Annotated in this window: 21 protein-coding genes; 16 read left to right on the top strand and 5 right to left on the bottom strand. The window is 48.8% G+C overall.

Annotated features, from left to right (window positions below; genetic code table 11):
• From CBE68_RS12815 to CBE68_RS12805, 3 genes are all read left to right on the top strand, one after another.
• Positions 1-206, top strand: a 206-nt coding sequence (locus CBE68_RS12815; protein WP_456298995.1) for an EF-Tu C-terminal domain-related protein, incomplete at its 5' end; no start/stop codon positions are given.
• A gap of 240 nt (positions 207-446) precedes the next feature.
• Positions 447-1,856: a mannose-1-phosphate guanylyltransferase/mannose-6-phosphate isomerase gene (locus CBE68_RS12810; RefSeq protein ID WP_087506488.1), complete on the top strand. Its 1,410-nt coding sequence runs from the start codon at positions 447-449 to the stop codon at positions 1,854-1,856.
• Positions 1,857-1,858: 2 nt separating this feature from the next.
• Positions 1,859-3,238 carry a phosphohexomutase domain-containing protein gene (locus CBE68_RS12805; RefSeq protein ID WP_087506487.1) on the top strand — a complete coding sequence of 460 codons (1,380 nt, stop codon included), beginning with the start codon at positions 1,859-1,861 and terminating at the stop codon, positions 3,236-3,238.
• Positions 3,239-3,330: 92 nt separating this feature from the next.
• On the opposite strand, the gene CBE68_RS12800 is transcribed toward CBE68_RS12805, so the two are convergent.
• Positions 3,331-4,383 carry a hypothetical protein gene (locus CBE68_RS12800; protein ID WP_087506486.1) on the bottom strand — a complete coding sequence of 351 codons (1,053 nt, stop codon included), beginning with the start codon at positions 4,381-4,383 and terminating at the stop codon, positions 3,331-3,333.
• A 301-nt stretch (positions 4,384-4,684) separates the two neighbouring features.
• Between CBE68_RS12800 and rpsJ the strand changes: the two genes are divergently transcribed.
• The 11 genes from rpsJ to rpsQ are packed head-to-tail and all read left to right on the top strand — an operon-like array spanning position 4,685 to position 9,647.
• The gene (gene rpsJ, locus CBE68_RS12795; protein WP_087506498.1) at positions 4,685-4,996 is read left to right on the top strand and encodes a 30S ribosomal protein S10; all 312 of its coding nucleotides are present in this window, start codon (positions 4,685-4,687) and stop codon (positions 4,994-4,996) included.
• Between the two features lie 31 nt (positions 4,997-5,027).
• Entirely contained in the window at positions 5,028-5,666 is a 639-nt protein-coding gene (gene rplC, locus CBE68_RS12790) for a 50S ribosomal protein L3 (RefSeq protein ID WP_087506485.1), read from the top strand.
• Positions 5,667-5,680: 14 nt separating this feature from the next.
• Positions 5,681-6,286, top strand: a complete 606-nt coding sequence (gene rplD, locus CBE68_RS12785; RefSeq protein ID WP_087506484.1) for a 50S ribosomal protein L4 — start codon at positions 5,681-5,683, stop codon at positions 6,284-6,286.
• Complete coding sequence (rplW, locus tag CBE68_RS12780) at positions 6,283-6,585, top strand: 50S ribosomal protein L23 (protein WP_087506483.1); 303 nt, start codon at positions 6,283-6,285, stop codon at positions 6,583-6,585. The genes rplD and rplW overlap by 4 nt, the downstream gene beginning before the upstream one ends.
• Positions 6,586-6,602: 17 nt before the next feature.
• The gene (gene rplB, locus CBE68_RS12775; protein ID WP_087506482.1) at positions 6,603-7,427 is read left to right on the top strand and encodes a 50S ribosomal protein L2; all 825 of its coding nucleotides are present in this window, start codon (positions 6,603-6,605) and stop codon (positions 7,425-7,427) included.
• A gap of 14 nt (positions 7,428-7,441) precedes the next feature.
• Positions 7,442-7,720, top strand: a complete 279-nt coding sequence (gene rpsS / locus CBE68_RS12770; RefSeq protein ID WP_087506481.1) for a 30S ribosomal protein S19 — start codon at positions 7,442-7,444, stop codon at positions 7,718-7,720.
• A gap of 10 nt (positions 7,721-7,730) precedes the next feature.
• Positions 7,731-8,063, top strand: a complete 333-nt coding sequence (rplV, locus tag CBE68_RS12765) for a 50S ribosomal protein L22 (protein ID WP_087506480.1) — start codon at positions 7,731-7,733, stop codon at positions 8,061-8,063.
• A 13-nt stretch (positions 8,064-8,076) separates the two neighbouring features.
• Positions 8,077-8,781 carry a 30S ribosomal protein S3 gene (gene rpsC, locus CBE68_RS12760; RefSeq protein ID WP_087506479.1) on the top strand — a complete coding sequence of 235 codons (705 nt, stop codon included), beginning with the start codon at positions 8,077-8,079 and terminating at the stop codon, positions 8,779-8,781.
• A 10-nt stretch (positions 8,782-8,791) separates the two neighbouring features.
• The gene (rplP, locus tag CBE68_RS12755; RefSeq protein WP_087506478.1) at positions 8,792-9,205 is read left to right on the top strand and encodes a 50S ribosomal protein L16; all 414 of its coding nucleotides are present in this window, start codon (positions 8,792-8,794) and stop codon (positions 9,203-9,205) included.
• A complete protein-coding gene (gene rpmC, locus CBE68_RS12750; protein WP_087506477.1) occupies positions 9,205-9,396 on the top strand; it encodes a 50S ribosomal protein L29 in 192 nt (63 codons plus the stop codon). Before rplP ends, rpmC begins: the two co-directional genes overlap by 1 nt.
• Positions 9,396-9,647, top strand: a complete 252-nt coding sequence (gene rpsQ, locus CBE68_RS12745) for a 30S ribosomal protein S17 (protein ID WP_087506476.1) — start codon at positions 9,396-9,398, stop codon at positions 9,645-9,647. The genes rpmC and rpsQ overlap by 1 nt, the downstream gene beginning before the upstream one ends.
• 115 nt (positions 9,648-9,762) lie before the next feature.
• Here rpsQ and CBE68_RS12740 read toward each other — a convergent pair whose 3' ends face one another.
• The gene (locus CBE68_RS12740; protein ID WP_087506475.1) at positions 9,763-10,524 is read right to left on the bottom strand and encodes a TIGR04219 family outer membrane beta-barrel protein; all 762 of its coding nucleotides are present in this window, start codon (positions 10,522-10,524) and stop codon (positions 9,763-9,765) included.
• A 284-nt stretch (positions 10,525-10,808) separates the two neighbouring features.
• On the opposite strand from CBE68_RS12740, the gene CBE68_RS12735 reads away from it, so the two are divergent.
• Positions 10,809-11,465, top strand: a complete 657-nt coding sequence (locus CBE68_RS12735; RefSeq protein ID WP_087506474.1) for a YitT family protein — start codon at positions 10,809-10,811, stop codon at positions 11,463-11,465.
• A gap of 52 nt (positions 11,466-11,517) precedes the next feature.
• Positions 11,518-12,669 carry a chromate efflux transporter gene (gene chrA / locus CBE68_RS12730; RefSeq protein WP_087506473.1) on the top strand — a complete coding sequence of 384 codons (1,152 nt, stop codon included), beginning with the start codon at positions 11,518-11,520 and terminating at the stop codon, positions 12,667-12,669.
• A gap of 9 nt (positions 12,670-12,678) precedes the next feature.
• Here the strand turns inward: chrA and CBE68_RS12725 are convergent, their stop codons facing one another.
• The 3 genes from CBE68_RS12725 to CBE68_RS12715 all read right to left on the bottom strand — a co-directional run bounded on the left by CBE68_RS12725 (position 12,679) and on the right by CBE68_RS12715 (position 18,577).
• Positions 12,679-14,559, bottom strand: coding sequence for a tetratricopeptide repeat-containing diguanylate cyclase (locus tag CBE68_RS12725; RefSeq protein ID WP_087506472.1), 1,881 nt, complete (start codon positions 14,557-14,559; stop codon positions 12,679-12,681).
• A 120-nt stretch (positions 14,560-14,679) separates the two neighbouring features.
• On the bottom strand, positions 14,680-15,963 hold the full coding sequence (locus CBE68_RS12720) for a GGDEF domain-containing protein (protein ID WP_087506471.1): 1,284 nt from the start codon (positions 15,961-15,963) through the stop codon (positions 14,680-14,682).
• A gap of 151 nt (positions 15,964-16,114) precedes the next feature.
• Positions 16,115-18,577 carry a S9 family peptidase gene (locus tag CBE68_RS12715; protein ID WP_087506497.1) on the bottom strand — a complete coding sequence of 821 codons (2,463 nt, stop codon included), beginning with the start codon at positions 18,575-18,577 and terminating at the stop codon, positions 16,115-16,117.
• Positions 18,578-18,587: the final 10 nt, after the last annotated feature.

The raw sequence follows: 18,587 nt of genomic DNA, 5'->3' as shown, positions 1-18,587 counted from the left end.
ACCGTCCACAGTTCTACTTCCGTACAACTGACATCACCGGTACTATCGAACTGCCAGAAGGCGTAGAGATGGTAATGCCAGGCGATAACATCAAGATGGTTGTTGAGCTGATCAACCCAATCGCGATGGACGAAGGTCTGCGTTTCGCAATCCGTGAAGGTGGCCGTACCGTAGGTGCGGGTGTTGTAGCTTCTATCATCGAATAAGCTGCTGCATTAAAACCATCTAAAAAGGCTGCCCTCGGGCGGCCTTTTTTGTGCTCACATTTCTGCTGGGCTAAGGTTAGCCACCAGTTGTGGCCAAATATTGCTTGATTCAAGCAGTGTTTCGTTAAAAGGGGATATTCTCTTCCGATGTAACTTTGTTACACTGAAGCCCTACTTGTGCGGCGAAAATTAACTCTTGCTGCACCTAAACCTATATTTACCCCAAGGTAAGGACACTAAATGATATACCCCGTCATTATGGCTGGCGGCTCAGGTAGCCGACTTTGGCCTTTGTCTCGTAAACTCTATCCAAAACAGTTTTTGCCGTTGCATGGTGATAGCACCATGTTGCAAGAGACAATCACAAGACTTAACGGTGTTCAGGCTAAATCACCAGTAGTTATTTCAAATGAAGAGCATCGTTTTATTGTTGCAGAGCAACTCCATCAGCTCGGTGACTTGGGGACAATTATTCTAGAGCCCGATGGCAGGAATACTGCGCCAGCGGTGGCACTAGCAGCGCTCACCCTAAAGCACACTGAGGGTGACGATGCGCTCATGCTGGTGTTAGCAGCTGATCATGTTATTCAAGATCAATCGGCATTTCATCGGGCAATTGAACAGGCGGTACCGCTAGCGAAGGCTGGTGAGTTGGTGACATTTGGCATTGTTCCTACCGGCCCAGAGACAGGTTATGGCTACATTCGTTCTGGCGACGCTATGGGAGAAGCCTTTAAGGTTGGCGAATTCGTTGAAAAGCCAGATCTGGAGACTGCCCAATCTTATGTTGATAGTGGTAAGTATTATTGGAACTCCGGTATGTTTATGTTCACTGCAGGCCAGTATCTGAGTGAATTAAAAAAACATCAACCCGACATTCTCGCTGCTTGTGAAGCATCAATGGCTGATGTCAGCCATGACCTTGATTTCGTCCGAGTGGATAAAGACGAATTTTTGAAATGCCCTGATGATTCCATCGATTATGCGGTGATGGAGAAGACTGAGCGCGCTGTTGTGATTCCGCTTGACGCCGGTTGGAACGATGTTGGCTCATGGTCGGCCTTGTGGGAAGTGAACGAAAAAGACCAACACGGTAATGTCACTCGCGGTGATGTGATGGTCCATGAGAGCAACAATACCTACGTCAACAGTGAAGAAAAACTAGTTGCTGTGGTTGGTTTAGATAACATCATCGTTGTTGAAACCAAAGATGCTGTATTGGTTGCTGACCAGAATCGTGTTCAAGATGTAAAAAGCATTGTCAATGAACTGAAATCACAGGGTCGAAGCGAGTACTTACATCACCGTTATGTCTACCGTCCTTGGGGCAAGTACGATTCCATCGACAATGGCAGCCGTCACCAAGTGAAGCGTATCACGGTGAAGCCTGGTGCCAAGCTTTCGGTCCAGATGCATCATCATCGGGCGGAACATTGGATTGTTGTTAGTGGTACCGCGAAGGTAACCAACGGCGACAAGACATTTTTGGTGACCGAGAATGAGTCGACTTATATCCCAGTAGGCGTAGTTCACGCGCTGGAAAACCCCGGCAAAGTGCCACTGGAGTTGATCGAAGTTCAATCTGGTTCTTATCTCGGAGAAGATGACATCGTGCGATTTGAAGATCGTTATGGGCGGGTAGAGAGTTAACTATGGCTGAATTAACTTGTTTTAAAGCATATGACATTCGTGGCCAACTCGGTACCGAACTCAACGAGCAAATTGCCTATGACATTGGTCGCGCCTACGGCGAATTTTTGCAACCAGAAACGGTTGTTGTTGGCGGCGATGCGCGCGCAACCAGTGACGCGTTGAAGAAAGCCTTGGCAGAAGGGTTAATGGATGCTGGCACAAATATTATTGATCTCGGGGTGACCGGCACCGAAGAAATTTACTTTGCCACCTTTCACCTTGGTGTGAGTGGTGGTGTAGAAGTGACCGCGTCCCATAACCCGATTGATTACAATGGCATGAAGTTGGTTTGCGAAGGCAGCCGGCCGATCGGTAATGCCAATGGCCTAGCTGATATTAAACGCATCGCTGGCGAGGCTCCTTGGCGCAGCGCTGAGTTTAAATCTGAGCGCACTAAGGGCAGCTATGAACAGCGCGACTTACTTGCGGATTATGTAGCCCATTTACTCGGCTACATTAATATCACTAAGCTCAAGCCATTAAAGTTAGTGGTCAATGCTGGCAATGGTGCAGCAGGACACGTCGTTGATGCGCTGGAGTCAGTGTTCAAACAGGCAGACGTTCCGATCGAATTGATTAAAATTCACAATGAGCCTGATTCGACATTCCCCAATGGTATTCCTAATCCGCTATTGCCAGAAAACCGCCCGGCTACAGCAAACGCCGTCAAGGAACATAATGCCGATATGGGGATTGCTTGGGACGGCGATTTTGATCGCTGTTTCTTGTTTGATGAAAACGGCGAATTCATCGAAGGCTATTACATTGTTGGTCTGCTAGCTAAAGCATTCCTCGATCAGCAACCTGGCGCCAAGATCATTCATGATCCACGTTTGACTTGGAACACCATCGACGTGGTCGAGCAAGCCGGCGGTAATGCCATCATGAGTAAAACTGGCCATGCGTTTATTAAAGATATTATGCGTGCCGAAGATGCGGTGTATGGCGGCGAGATGAGCGCCCACCATTACTTCCGTGACTTTGCTTACTGTGATAGCGGTATGATCCCTTGGTTGTTGGTGGCCGAATTGCTCAGCACCACAGGTCAGCCACTGTCTGAATTAGTCAAAGAGCGGATTGCTGCATACCCGTCTTCTGGCGAAATCAATCAGAAGTTAGCAGACCCTGATGCTTCTATCGCTGCCGTGCTGGCTCAATACCAAGATGAGGCCGACGTCATCGATCGCACTGATGGTATTAGCGTTGAGTTTCCCGAGTGGCGCTTTAACTTGCGCAAGTCAAACACTGAGCCTGTTGTCCGGCTAAATGTTGAAAGCAAGGGCGACAAAGCGCTGATGGAAGCCAAGACTAAAGAGTTACTCGCGGCGCTTTCAGCCTAGCAACACTGCTGATATCGCTGAACGTTAAAAAGCCGGAGTTAATCCGGCTTTTTTGATAACGCCCAAAGGGTCCATGGTTGCTTACATTAGTACTATCCGCTGCTGTCGGGCTTGGCATCATAGGTTGATTGGTAACTAATCTTTTCGTGGGATGGCCGCCGTCCTTTGCCGAACTGTATTTCTATGCCGGCAATGAATAAGTAGGTCGGTTTGTAATCAAATTTGCGCGGTAGAGTAATTTGCGGCTCCAAGTGAAAGGTAAACCAAGGACGCCAAACACTCTTACGATAGTTAAATCCAAGCCGATAGATCTCTGACTCATCGTCATCTTTTGGATCGTCGGTGGCACCTTCCACTGACAGAAAAGAGACAATCGCGCTGCGCTGAGACAATTGCTTGATACGGGCGATGGTGGCACGCCACTCGTAGCCATCTGTCTTCTCACCATACTTCCCTTGCAGCTGATATCGATAGATGACGTCATCAAGATAACGATCGACTGTCGCCCGCGAGGTTTCGTACCAGCTATCTTCGAGCTCTAATGTGAGATCTTGAGTGAACTTAAATACCGTGTTGTCACTCCATGGGTCGTAATGCCGAGCTCGGACACGAGTAAAGGGGCCGCCGCTAAAATGTGCGCCTACGTCAAAGCTCAAATCCCAGCTATCTCGGTCAAACATGGTATAGCGCACCGCAGCGGAGGATTTTTCTTGCCGCCGGCCTGCTGGATTCAAAAGATTGTCACCATTACCGGAATCATCTTTACCATCAATCAACAATTGCAGTTTGTTGGAGATCTGAGGCAAATGAATCGACGCTTGGATTCGTGGTTTAATCTTGTCAGATTCGCGTTGCCGAATGACGTAGTCGGTACTTAAACGAACCAGGCTGCTAGCACTTTGAATATCTGATGAAGTGACTTCATCTGGGCCGAAAAAGCTATCAAGCCACAGGGCCTGGTCACACACTGTGTCGGATAACAGTAGATGAGCTTTGTCGTACCAAGGATAGTTTTCTTGTGCAATGGATTCGCAGGGACGCATGTGATCCTTGGCGTAAGACCACATTTCAGTTTCGTCTTCGCTACTTGGTATGAGCGCTTGGACTTGGGCGGCGGCAAGAACGACAGACAGCAACAACGACATTTATCCCCTTTTCAATTCAATACTTCAGTTAACACAAGCATGCGGATTCTGTCATGGAGTTCGTTTTGAAAATCAAACCTACATCGGGCTTGTTTTGTCGATACGCTTGTGTATAATACGCGACCACTCGGTATTGAACGAGTTTAATTGATTCGATTTAAAGCGGCTTGCCGCAGCAAGTCGAGTCAAATACAGCAACCCCGATTTGGGGTTGAATGAATCGATGCACACCCACCATACCAAAAATGGTATTGGATTGGGCGTGTGTTTTTGTGTCAAACATTTTTGGAGCGTTGGTCTGATGCAGAACCAAAGAATCCGTATCCGCCTAAAAGCTTTTGACCATCGTCTGATCGATCAGTCTACGTCAGAGATCGTTGAGACGGCGAAGCGAACCGGGGCTCAGGTACGTGGTCCGATTCCGCTGCCAACCCGCAAAGAACGTTATACCGTTCTGATTTCACCGCACGTCAACAAAGACGCGCGTGATCAATATGAGATCCGTACTCACAAGCGTTTGGTCGACATCGTCGAACCTACCGACAAAACTGTCGACGCTTTGATGCGTTTGGATCTTGCTGCGGGCGTTGATGTTCAGATCAGCTTGGGTTAATCCCAAGCAGACTAGAAGAGGTTTGTAAACCATGGCTATCGGATTAGTCGGTCGTAAAGTAGGTATGACTCGCATCTTCACTGAAGATGGTGCTTCTGTACCTGTAACCGTAATTGAAGTCGAAGCCAACCGTGTCACACAGATTAAAACTCTGGAAACCGACGGATACCGTGCGGTTCAAGTGACCACTGGCGGCAAAAAAGCCAACCGTGTGACCAAGCCGGAAGCGGGCCATTTTGCTAAAGCTGGCGTTGAAGCTGGCCGCGGTGTATGGGAATTCCGTCTGGCAGACGGTGAAGGCGAAGAGTTGGAAGCTGGCAAAGAAATCACTGTTGATGTGCTAGCTGAAGCAAAGAAAGTTGACGTAACCGGCACCTCTAAAGGTAAAGGTTTCGCAGGCGTTGTTAAGCGTTGGAACTTCAGTACTCAGGACATGACTCACGGTAACTCTTTGAGCCACCGTGCACCTGGTTCAATTGGTCAAAACCAATCACCAGGTAAAGTCTTCAAAGGCAAGAAAATGGCCGGTCAAATGGGTAATGAGCGTGTAACTGTTCAATCTTTGGACGTTGTACGTGTTGACGCTGAACGTAACCTCATCCTTGTTAAGGGTGCGGTCCCAGGCGCTACTGGCGGCGACGTCATCGTTAAACCTGCCGTTAAAGCGTAACTTGGAGATTGGTGATGGAATTAGTATTGAAAGACGCGCAAAGCGCGCTTGAAGTCAATCCAACGATCTTCGGGCGTGACTTTAATGAAGCGTTAGTTCACCAGGTAGTTGTTGCTTATGCAGCAGGTGCCCGTCAAGGTACTCGTGCCCAGAAAACTCGCTCAGAAGTGAGCGGTGGCGGCAAGAAGCCTTGGAAACAAAAAGGTACTGGTCGCGCACGTGCTGGTACTATCCGCAGCCCAATCTGGCGCAGCGGTGGCGTGACTTTTGCGGCTAAGCCACAAGATCACAGCCAAAAGGTGAACAAGAAGATGTATCGCGGTGCACTGCGCAGCATTCTGTCTGAGCTTGTGCGTCAAGAGCGTCTGATCGTTGTTGAAAAATTTGGTGTTGAAGCACCTAAAACCAAAGAGCTTGCAAGCAAACTGAAGCAGTACGATGCGAACGATGTTCTGATCGTTACTGAAGAAGTTGATGAGAACCTGTTCCTGGCCGCACGCAACTTGTACAAAGTTGACGTTCGCGACGCAGCAGGCATCGACCCAGTTAGCTTGATCGCCTTTGATAAAGTTTTGATCACTGCTGCTGCAGTGAAACAACTTGAGGAGAACCTAGCATGATCACTGAAGAGCGTCTGCTGAAAGTTCTCTTGGCCCCTGTTGTCTCTGAAAAGAGCACCATGGCTGCTGAAAACAACAACACTGTTGTTTTCAAAGTTGTGACTGACGCTGATAAGCGTGAGATCAAAGCGGCGGTAGAGAAGCTGTTTGAAGTTGAAGTTACTGGCGTTCGTACCGTCAGTGTAAAAGGCAAAACCAAGCGTCACGGTGCCCGTTTCGGCCGCCGCAGCGACTGGAAAAAAGCCTATGTAACGCTTAAAGACGGCAGCGAAATTGATTTCGTTGGCGGCGGTGAGTAATTGGAGGAGTAGGAAACATGGCAATTGTTAAATGTAAGCCAACATCTCCGGGTCGTCGCCACGTAGTTAAGGTTGTTAACAGCGACCTGTACAAAGGCAAGCCATACGCCCCTTTGCTGGACAAAAAGTCTAAGTCTGGTGGCCGCAACAACAATGGTCGCATTACCGTGCGTCACATTGGTGGTGGTCACAAGCAGCATTACCGTATTGTTGACTTCAAACGCAACAAAGACGGTATCCCAGCAAAAGTTGAGCGTCTGGAATACGATCCGAATCGTAGTGCAAACATTGCTCTAGTTCTTTATGCAGATGGTGAGCGTCGCTACATCATCGCGCCTAAAGGCCTAGAAGTTGGTGCAGCAGTTCAGTCTGGACAAGATGCGCCAATCAAAGCCGGTAACGCACTGCCACTGCGCAACATGCCAGTTGGTTCAACCGTACACTGTGTTGAACTGAAGCCTGGTAAAGGTGCTCAGTTGGCTCGTTCTGCCGGTGCTTATGCACAAATCGTTGCCCGTGAAGGCTCATACGTCACTCTGCGTCTGCGTTCTGGTGAAATGCGTAAAGTATTCGCTGAATGTCGCGCGACTTTGGGTGAAGTAGGTAATGCCGAGCACATGCTGCAGCAGTTTGGTAAAGCTGGTGCATCGCGCTGGCGTGGCGTTCGCCCAACCGTTCGTGGTGTTGCCATGAACCCGGTTGATCACCCACATGGTGGTGGTGAAGGTCGTACGTCTGGTGGTCGTCACCCAGTTACACCTTGGGGTGTGCCGACTAAGGGCTACAAGACGCGTAAGAACAAGAGTACTGATAAGTACATTGTTCGCCGTCGTTCTAAGTAATAGAGGTAGAAGCCATGCCACGTTCTCTCAAGAAAGGTCCTTTTATTGACCTGCACTTGCTGAAGAAGGTAGAGAAAGCGGTGGAAAGCGGGGATAAAAAGCCAGTTAAAACCTGGTCCCGTCGCTCAATCATCATTCCTGATATGATCGGATTGACCATCGCTGTCCATAATGGTCGCCAACATGTTCCTGTCTACGTGACTGACGAAATGGTTGGCCATAAGCTGGGTGAATTTGCACCTACTCGTACATACCGCGGTCACATCGCGGACAAGAAAGCCAAGAAGCGTTAAGGAGTAAATGATGGAAGCATTAGCTAAACATCGGTTTGCCCGCACCGCAGCACAAAAGGCTCGCTTGGTCGCGGATCAAATCCGAGGTGTACCAGTAGCAAAAGCTCTGGACATCCTGAACTACAGCCCTAAGAAGTCTGCTGTATTGGTTAAAAAAGTGCTGGAGTCTGCAATTGCAAACGCCGAGCACAACCAGGGCGCCGACATTGATGAGTTGAAAGTTGCCAAAGTCTTCGTTGACGAAGGTCCAACTATGAAACGCATCAAGCCGCGTGCAAAGGGTCGTGCCGACCGCATCCTGAAGCGTACCAGCCACATTACTGTGGTTGTGTCCGATAGCTAACGGAGACAGGTAAATGGGTCAGAAAGTACATCCTAATGGAATTCGCCTAGGCATCGTTAAGCCGTGGAACTCAACCTGGTACGCAGGTAAGAAAGAGTACTCGGCCAACCTGCACAGCGACCATTTGGTTCGTCAGTTCTTGAACAAAGAACTGAAAAACGCTTCAGTTTCTCGCATTGAAATTGAACGTCCAGCGAAAAGCATTCGCGTGACCATTCACACTGCCCGTCCAGGTGTTGTGATTGGTAAAAAAGGTGAAGACGTTGAAAAATTGCGCCTGCAAGTAGCCAAATTGGCTGGTGCTCCTGCGCAAATCAACATCTCCGAAGTGCGTAAGCCAGAACTCGACGCGAAACTGGTCGGCGATAGCATCGCTAGCCAGCTTGAGCGCCGTGTTATGTTCCGTCGTGCCATGAAGCGCGCGGTACAAAACGCTATGCGCCTCGGTGCCAAAGGTATCAAGGTAGAAGTTAGTGGTCGTCTGGGCGGTGCAGAAATTGCTCGTACAGAATGGTACCGCGAAGGTCGTGTACCGCTGCACACACTGCGTGCAGACATCGATTATGCAACTTCAGAAGCTTTGACTACTTACGGCATCATCGGCATCAAGGTGTGGATCTTCAAAGGTGAGATCCTCGGTGGTATGGAACAGGTCGAGAAGCAGCAGGCGCAACAACCGCGTCCAGCTAACAAGCGCGGCCGTAAAGGTACTAAGTAAGGAGTAAGCAATGCTACAACCGAAACGTACTAAGTTCCGTAAGATGCAAAAAGGCCGTAACCGCGGTGTCGCGGTTGCTGGTAGCAAAGTCAGCTTTGGTTCTTACGGTCTAAAAGCAGTTGGCCGTGGTCGTATCACTGCGCGTCAGATTGAAGCTGCGCGTCGTGCCATGACTCGTCATGTGAAGCGTCAGGGTAAAATCTGGATTCGCGTCTTCCCAGACAAGCCAATTACTGAAAAACCATTGGAAGTTCGTCAAGGTAAAGGTAAAGGTAACGTTGAGTACTGGGTTGCCCAGATTCAGCCAGGCCGTGTTCTTTACGAGATGGACGGTGTTCCAGAAGCATTGGCTCGTGAAGCCTTTGATCTGGCCGCTCGTAAGCTTCCAATTAAGACAACCTTTGTAATTCGGACGGTGATGTAATGAAAGCGAGTGAACTGCGTGAAAAAAGCGTGGAAGAGCTGAACGCTGAATTGCTAGAGCTGTTGCGTGAGCAATTTAACCTGCGCATGCAAGCAAGCACTGGTCAGTTGAGCCAGACTCACACGCTGAAACAGGTACGCCGCAACATTGCGCGCGTTAAAACCCTCCTGAACGAGAAGGCAGGTGCGTAATGAGCGAAGCTAAGATTCGTACGTTGCAAGGTAAAGTGATCAGCGACAAGATGGACAAGTCCATCACTGTAGCTATCGAGCGTAAGGTGAAACACCCAATCTACGGTAAGTACATCAAACGCACTACCAAGCTTCACGTACATGATGAAGAAAACCAATGTCAAACTGGTGATGTGGTTAGCATTAAAGAATGCCGCCCACTGTCTAAGACTAAAAATTGGACCCTAGTTGAAGTGGTTACTAAAGCTTAAGTTTGACTTAATGCTTTAATGAAAAAAGGCTCCCTCGGGAGCCTTTTTTGTTTGCTGGTTGTCATGCGCCCCAGTCGCATTTAACCAACGAGCTTTAGCTATGTCCGTCGGTGACTTAGAAGTGGACTTGCACACCGCCGTAAATACCGTCGAATTCGGCGTCGATGGTCAGGTCATCAACATCATCCAAATCAAACTTCACTTTGCGATAGCCCAGTTGAATCGCTGCTTCAACGGCTAGGTTATCGATCAACAGGTATTGAGTACCTACTTGCACGTCATAAGCGCTGTAGTCGCCGACACCGATCCAATTGGCTTCACCATAGATTGAAAAGCCGGTGCCTGGGATACCAAGCTCGGTGGCGCCGTATAGCATTGGAATAACGCCTTTGTAACTCTCTTTCGATGTCGCTGTCACCGTGGTGTCGTCAACTTCGACTTCGCCAACTACTGTTACTTTGTAGTCGCCGTATTTCAGGTTCAAGCCTACATCTAAGCTGGTGAGCGGATTATCGAATAATTCGTAATACATGATGATGTCAGCGTGGTCGAGCTCGGCATCGAGTGTTGATTCACCATTGTAGGTAATGCCACCGAATTCAAAGTCCTCAACGTCGGCAAAGCCATCAGTGTCCATTTGGTTGTATCGAAGCTTCAAGTTAGGTAGCAATGGCACGGGATGCTCAACAGCTAACCAAATAGAAGCTTTACCTTCGTCGGACAAATCATACTCTTGGGTGCTGCTGCTGGTACCAAACTCTCCTTGAGCGTCCATATCCCAGTATTGAACGCCGGCGTAGATGCCAGCAAAGGTATCTGCCTGTGCGAGCGATGGAAACGCTGCTATTAATGCAGCTGCAAGTATTTTGTTTTTCATATTGTTGGGTTTCTATTAAGTGTGATGGGAAAGCTAACATGGACGGCTACCGAAGCAAAGGCTCGAGTCTCAGTCGGTGGCTAACTTGGGAGTGTTCATACAAGTTATTGGCCGATTAAGCATTCAGCTGTGGCAACTAACGAATCAAGTGTAAACAATTCATAACAGATTTCTGTACAGGCCAACCCCAGCAATTATGTGACTTGGGCCGCCATTTCTTAGGTGTTTTCGTTGCCTGCCTCTACAATGCCGTCCGTGTTTAGTCATGTAAGCGATGCATTGTTATGAAGCAGATGGCCCTGAGTTGGTATGCCCAGGTTGAAGGCTGTTTTTTGGTATCTCTAGGTGTGTGCTTTCTTGCCGCTAGTGGCTTGTTGGTTGGCGGTACAGCCGGCCTTGCCTTTATTGCCAACAAGGCTTTGCCGATTACCTTCGGGTTTTGGTTTTTTACTATAAATCTGCCGTTTTTCTATCTGGCCATTCGGCAAATGGGGAAAGCTTTTGCTCTTCGCAGTTTGCTGTGCATTGTCGCGGTATCACTGATGTCCGATGTGCTCAACTACTACGTCCATTTTGATAACCTGCCTCCTCTGCTTGGTGCTGTCATTGCTGGCGGATTGATTGGCATCGGCTTGATTCTGTTGTTCCGCTATCGTTCTTCATTAGGTGGTGTGAACATTTTAGGTTTGTACCTTGAGGAGCGCTTTGGTATTCACTCCGGTAAAGTACTTCTCGGCTCAGATTTGATTGTTGCTGCTTTTGCCTTGGCCTTATATGACTGGGATAAAGTGGCTTATTCGCTACTTGGATTTGTGGTGCTAAGCTCTGTGCTTGGCCGCTACCACAAGAAGGCTCCGATTCAGCAACAATCGGATATTCATCTTCAGCCACCGGCGCAAGAGGCTCGCGAGTCGCAAAGTGTGGTAAATACACCAAGCTAAATCGCGGTTATCTGTCATATTAGTGTCACCTTTGTTTAATAAGGTCAGCACCATGTGGCAGATTTTCAAACACTTCTTTTCTCTCGGTTGGGTCAGCTTTGGTGGCCCAGCTGCGCACTTGGGTTATTTCCAACGACATTTCGTGCAGAAATTGGGCTGGCTTAAACAAGAGCGTTACGCCCAACTGATTGCGCTATCGCAATTTTTACCCGGCCCTGGGTCTTCCCAAGTGGGCTTCGCTATTGGTTATCAGCGAGCGGGATTGCTCGGTGGCCTGACTGCGTTTTTTGCTTTTACTGCGCCATCTTTTTGCATCATGTTTGGCATTGCCATCGTCAACACCAGCTTGACAGAAAATCTGTTCTATCAGAGTGTCATTCATGCGTTGAAGTTGTTCGCTGTGGTCATCGTTGCTGATGCGGTGCTCACCATGTCGAAGCAATTTTGGCAACGACAACTCGGTGTTGTCATAGGCCTTGCTAGCACCGTTGTGATGCTTATTTGGCCAGGGATTAGCACTCAATTACTGGTGCTTATTGCTGCCGCAATTATTGGTTGCGTCCAACCATCAGCGCCCATTGATGCCGACAATGCTACAGGCTCGGAGCTGAAACCAAAGTGGTGGGCGCTGGTCGTCTTTGGCTTGTTGTTTGTTGGCTTGCCATTGTTGGCGTCGAGTAACCCGCTACTGTCCTTGTTTAGTGATTTCTTTCAAGCTGGCGCCTTAGTTTTTGGTGGTGGTCATGTGGTATTGCCTTTATTGCAGGAGGCATTGGTTGGGCAGGTCAGTAGTGATAGCTTTTTTCTTGGCTACGCTTCTGCTCAAGCTATTCCGGGTCCTATGTTTACATTGGCGACATTTCTTGGCGCCGATTTGATGCCAGAAACCCCTCTTATTGGCGCGCTGTTAGCTACTATGGCTATCTTTGCGCCCGGCTTACTGTTGATGGTTGGATTTCTATCCAGTTGGCATGGATTAATGGCGAAGCCTCGTTTGGCCGCGGCAGTTAGTGCTGTCAATGCCGCAGTTGTTGGCCTGCTATTGAGCGCTTGGTATAGCCCCATTTTTGTTAGTTCGGTGCTTGATGCCGGTGATTTTGCTGCCGTTGTTGTTGGCTACGTTTTGTTGCGACAGCTTAGAGTACCGGTGCTGTTTCTTGTGTCCGGCTTTTGTGTGTTTGGTGTCCTGTCCGCCATGGCATAACCTGAGCTCTCATCGGTCAGCGACAACTACCCTATTGCGGCCTTGCTCCTTGGCTTGATAGAGCGCTTGGTCTGCTCGGCAAGTCAGCTCATTTAAGCTTTCATGACTGGCATTGTGTTGGGCGACGCCAATACTTGTGGTGACCGATAGTGTTGTCGCCAGATAACTGAGATCGAGATTATCAATATCTCGCCGAATGCGCTCGGCGACTAAGCTTGCTTGTTTGCTGCTGGTTTGCGGCATCAGCGCGATAAACTCCTCACCACCGGTGCGACCGATGACATCTTGGTGGCGAATTGCCGCTTTGGCTGTTTGCGCCAAGATCTTAAGAACTTGATCGCCTACTTCATGGCCGTATGAATCATTGATGGTTTTGAAATGATCGATATCCATCACCAGCAGAGAGCAATCGTGTTTGTTTTGAACACATTTATCGAGCATCTGCAAACCAACTTCTTCAATGTGGCGCCTATTAGGTAACATCGTTAACGGGTCGGTTAGTGCTAGGCGTTGCATTCGACGCGCATGAAGCCACAGTCTGACGCCAGCAATCGCAATGACGACCAGTAATGCTGACGCCAGTGCCACGGTGACGAATTGCCACTTTGACGCTTCGGCAAGTGCCTGTAACTCGGCATTTTTGAGGGCTTGTTGTTGCTTAAGATGATCGTTTTCGTCTTGAGTGCGTTGTAGGTTAAATTCGATTCTCAGTCGTGCCGAGTGCTGCTCGTCTTGTTTTTCAGTGAGTTCAACGAGGCTATCGGTATAACGTTTTTGCTCGTCAAATGCTTGCTGCCACAGTTTTTGTTTGGCGTACAACAAGGCTTTTTCTTGATGGAGCAAGGACAAAAAACGAAGGTTGTTTTCTCGCTTGAAAGACGCTTCGGCATTGGCCAGTGCGACACTTGCTTGGTCTAGTTCATTGAGGCCATTAAGGGCTTGACCGAGGTAGAACTGATTGAGTTGTGGATCGAGGTCGGGATTGTCGCTCAGCGCAATGGACTGGCGAATATACACCAAGCCGGTCTGATAATCTCCCATGTCGTTATGGATGCTACCCAAGTACGTTGAGGCAAAGGATATGCCGTCAGGATCCTCTTGTTGTTGATAAAAATCATACACCGACTTGGCCAGTTGTTGGGCTGTATCCAATTGCCCCATATCCTGATAAATGATCGATTGGTAAAGCTTAATCTCCATGAGGCTCGCGCGATTCAGCGCATCAGAATAGAGTTCATGTAGCCGAGCATAGTGTTCTAAAGCATCGCCATAGGCCTTCATTCGACGATAGGTATTGGCAATGATGGATAGGTTATATGCGCTGTAATAGGGCAAGTCGAGTGCGTCATAAATGCTTTGTGCTCTGAGTAGGTCACGCAGCGCAATGGCGAGATCACCACGATATGAATTGATTTCGCCTCTGGCTGCCATCATGTCGGCGATGAGTCGTCGATCATTGATTTGCTGAGCGATTGCATACGCCTGCTCGATCTTGCCCAAGGCTTTATCGGGATCGCCAAAGTAAAAATCATAAGCAGCTTGGCAATTAATAAAGTCGGCTTCTGCCACTCGATCTTGAGCTTGTTGTGCCTCTGCGATTTGCGTTTCGGTAAAGACGTTTACTTGCGCTGGTTCGAGGTGATGCAGGTACCAACATTTGATTCGATTGAGCTTACGGCGTGCCGCATCATCAAAGTAAAGCGCTTGTTGCTCAAGGTATTCCAGCGTTTCTAAATCAGCTTCAATTGTTGTGTCTGAACCATCTGTGAGGATTTGGACTGCGGAGAGGAATTGTTCTTCGGTTAGCTCTTGCTCTGGCTGAGCTTGGGCCAGCCAAGCTGGCATCAGGCTTAGGCTGGTAATGAGCAATAGCAAGGTAAACTGGAGCATCGACCGGAGAAACCTATAGTTGTGCTGAACCTCAATGCAAGGTAGCAGATAAGTACTCGGACAGTCTGAGCGATTTAAAGTAAGCCCGCAACTGACATTTGGTAGTTATATTACCTGAGGTTAGGGCGCCAGCGTTACTCTGTTTCGACCTTGTTTTTTGGCTAAGTAAAGCGATTCATCTGCGCGCTTGAACCAGTTTTCAATGTGTTTTGAATTGAGCTTAGCGACGCCAAAAGAAGCTGTCACTTGACTGTGTTCACAGATATGACTCGACTCAATCACTGCTCGTAAGTTCTCCGCCAACGTTAAGGCGCCAGCGGTGGATGTTTGCTCACAGACGATAGCAAATTCTTCTCCCCCCCAACGGACAAGGTGGTCATTGTCTCGAATGTGTTTACGCAGTAGTTTGGCGAGCTGCACCAGTACCCGATCACCTTCATCGTGACCATAATTGTCATTGAGTTGTTTGAAGTTGTCGATATCCAGCAAAATCAATGCGGTGGAGCTATTGCCATGTTCAAACTGACCGATGGCGCGACCGAGGATATCGATCATGCCATTTCGGTTAAGACATCCTGTGAGAGCGTCATGTTTGGCCAGAGTTTCGAATTTATCGCGCTCAACCTGGAGGAAGTTATTAATTTCGTTAAGGCGTTTTGCTTCACGCTGGGTGTACAGGTACTTAAAGCGAAAACGCCTGGCAATTACTAGGATTTGGGCAACTGCGGCAAAGGCCCAAACCACCAATAGATAGAAATAAAGGTCCGCTGCTCTCATCCATTTGCCATCAAAGTGAAAGTCCAACACCTGAATTTGCACATGTCGAGCACTGCGGTGATCGCCGGTTGAAAGCTGAATGTTCTGAACATTGTCGAGACGTGATGCGGTGGTAATGTTTTGTTCTGTTCGGGAAAAGATCCACCATGACGGGACATGAAACTGAGATAGCGGCAGGGTGTAGTCTTGCGTACCTGTCGCTGGCACCAGCACTTGCATGTTGGCCCGAATCACTTGGTCGTTGCCGATAATCTCACCGTTGTTTAGATAAACCAACAAGGTGTCGCGTTCGCTCGCCTGAAAGCCAAGCGTTAAGGTCAGTGAATCATATCGTTGTAGATCAATACCACTGCCGTTGTTATTGCTGAGCGGTAATAGAATGCTGCAAAACGGAAAGCTTTGTGACAGCACAATATCGCAGTTCAGCGTCGGTTTACCGTTGGTGTATGACAAGATGCCGCGAGAGCGGCCGCCGTTGATGTCATCATTACTCAGGGTAACTGGCACTTCCCTGGATAATTGATAGCTGTAACTGATATTCATGCCGAAGTGTTGCCAGGCGACCAAACCGATGGTCAGCATCAGCAAAATAAGATAGGCAAATTCGGTTTTTATCAGGATTTTCATGGTGACTACAACGATGCGTTAACTGACTGTCTGTCATGCGAATCTTGAAGTGTTCGCTCTAATCTGAGTATTGATGTTGCGTTTAATTGAAGCAAGCGTTGGAGTCACAAAAAGGCAAGCTAGGAGGCCCTAGCTTGCCGTTTGAACCAGCTTATTTTGCAGGTTTGAGGTGTGTCTCAAAAAGCTTGTGAATTCGCTTGTATTCATCGAGCCAGCTAGAGGGCTCTTTGAAACTATGAGGTTCGACTGGGAAAATAGCCGTTTCGAAGTCGTCTTTCTCCAGTTCGATCAAGCGCTGCACTAACCGCACTACATCTTGGAAGAACACATTGTTATCAAGCATCGGCGCATTGATTAGCAATGGTTTGTTCAACCCCTCAGCGTGATAAATCGGTGAACTAACCCGATATGCTTGGGGGTCCATTTGCGGAGTATTGAGGATGTTGCTGGTGTAAGGCGCATTGTAGTGAGCCCAGTCTGTCACCGGCCGCAATGCTGCACCGGCAGCATACAAGTCTGGCTCTCTAAATAAGGCCATAAAGGTTAGAAAACCACCGTATGAGCCGCCATAAACACCAACTCGCTGAGCGTCGACATTGGCATTTTGCGCGAGCCACTCAACCCCTGTGGCCATGTCTTCAACTTCCGGGTGCCCCATGTTGCGATAGATAGCTGTGCGGACATCGCGACCATAGCCTTGCGAGCCGCGATAGTCGATATCCATCACCACATAGCCTTGTTCGGCCAACAAATTATGGAACATATACTCGCGGAAATAACCGGACCAACCCGCGTGGACATTCTGCAGGTAACCGGCTCCGTGAACGAACATCACTGCTGGATACTTTGTCGCTTGGTCGGCGTCATAACCTTGTGGGTAAAAGATTTTGGCGTAGACAGGTTGATCATCGTGAGCCGATGGCATGGCAACAATTTCTGCCTGTTGCCAATCAATTGCTTGGAATTCGGTCTTGACGGTGTTGCTCAGTTGCTTGGCTTGATCACTGCCGTCAGCTGGTGCGACAAACAGTTCCGGCGGCTTGGTCATGGTTGAATGAGTGAGTAGCAGCTGTTTGCCATTGGGGCTGAGCTGATAAGATGTCATCCCTTTTAAGTCGGTGAGCTGGGTGATTTCGCCGCTCGACGTTGCAACTCGGTAGATGTCATAGACGCCCGGGTGAGTAGGATTCGATACGTAGTAAATGTAAGCGCCATCTGGACTCACAGTCAGTGACTGAACTTCTTGAGTGCCGCCCACTAAGCGGCGAGTTTTGCCTTGCAGTGATTTGACATACAAGTTGCTGTAGCCCATTTGCTCAGACAAGTAATAAATTTGCTCGCCAAGCCAGCCGAATTCATTGAAGTCGTAGTTGACCCAAGCATCGTCATGCAAGCGATGCTGCGATTGGACAATGCCTGAGCTGTTAACAGAGGCAATCCAGCGATCTTTGTTGTCCACCGCTTCCACCATCAACAGTGCCGTATCTTGCTCTGGATGCCAAATAATCGATGGGTGGCTAAGCCCCCAATCTTCCATTAACTGCAGTTTGCGGGGCTGCTGTTCGGGGGCCTCATACGCACTGCCATAGGCCTTTTCGTTGGCGGCACGAACTGCTTTGAATACATCATCCTTCATACCGGGCAAAACCGACATGTCGAGAATGGTCATGGCGCCGGTTTGAGTATCCACCATCATCAGTTGCAGTGGCGCAGGATCATCATCGCCAACGCGGGCACGAACTGATTGCGTTTCAATGGTGCCATCGAAGGTGATGTAATTTGGCATGATGTCGCTATCAGCACGACTGACGCGGTCTTCAGCATAAGCCAATAGCAGGTAACGGCCGGACGCCGACAGATGAGCCGCTAACAGCTCATGATCGTCGCCCAAGTAAATGGGTTCAGGAGCAGCTGAAGGGTCTTGCTGTAGCCATTGTTGTTTATTGTCGAAACGTTGCTCAGCACGTTTATGATTATCGGCAACCCATTGAATCAAGTCATGTTGCTCTTGGGAGACGAATCCCTCGGGTTGAGCTGGTGGCTTAGGGCTGTTTTCCAATCGTACATCGGCCAATTGAGTGCGCTCACCAGAGTGAGGATTAATCGCAAAAAACTGATTGTCTTGACGATAACTAATACGACCATCAGTCATAAAGTGCGGTTGGCTGACCTCATCGCTATTTCGGGTGAGCTGCTTGACATCGCCGCTACTCAGGTTGGTCAGCATTAAGTTGCCGCGGAATATGTACGCGCGCCATTTGCCATCGGCAGAAGTCTCGCCATCTTCCATGTCGGTAAGGTAGCGCTGCTCGATGGGTACAACTTCAGTATTACCTTGTAAATCTAGTTTGACCCGCTGGTAATAAACTTGGTCTTTGACTTTTTGGTCGTAGTAAACAGCGCTGCCATCCCAATGCCAATGACTGGCGTAAGGCTGATAGCCAATCCACTCGGGATCAGCCATGATTTGTTGCAGCGTTAAACCTTGAGGTTGGCTGGGAACACTTGCTGAAATAACGGGAGTTGTCGTCGGAGCAGTTGAAGCAACGTCGGGCGACGTTTGCGCACATGCAGTGAGCATCACAATGGATGCAACAATGGAGTATCGGATCATGCCGAGAACC

It is taken from the genome of Neiella marina (assembly GCF_002165625.1).
GTDB lineage: Bacteria > Pseudomonadota > Gammaproteobacteria > Enterobacterales > Neiellaceae > Neiella > Neiella marina.
Note: the sequence above shows the minus strand (reverse complement) of the source record. Positions and strands in the feature narration are given on the sequence as shown.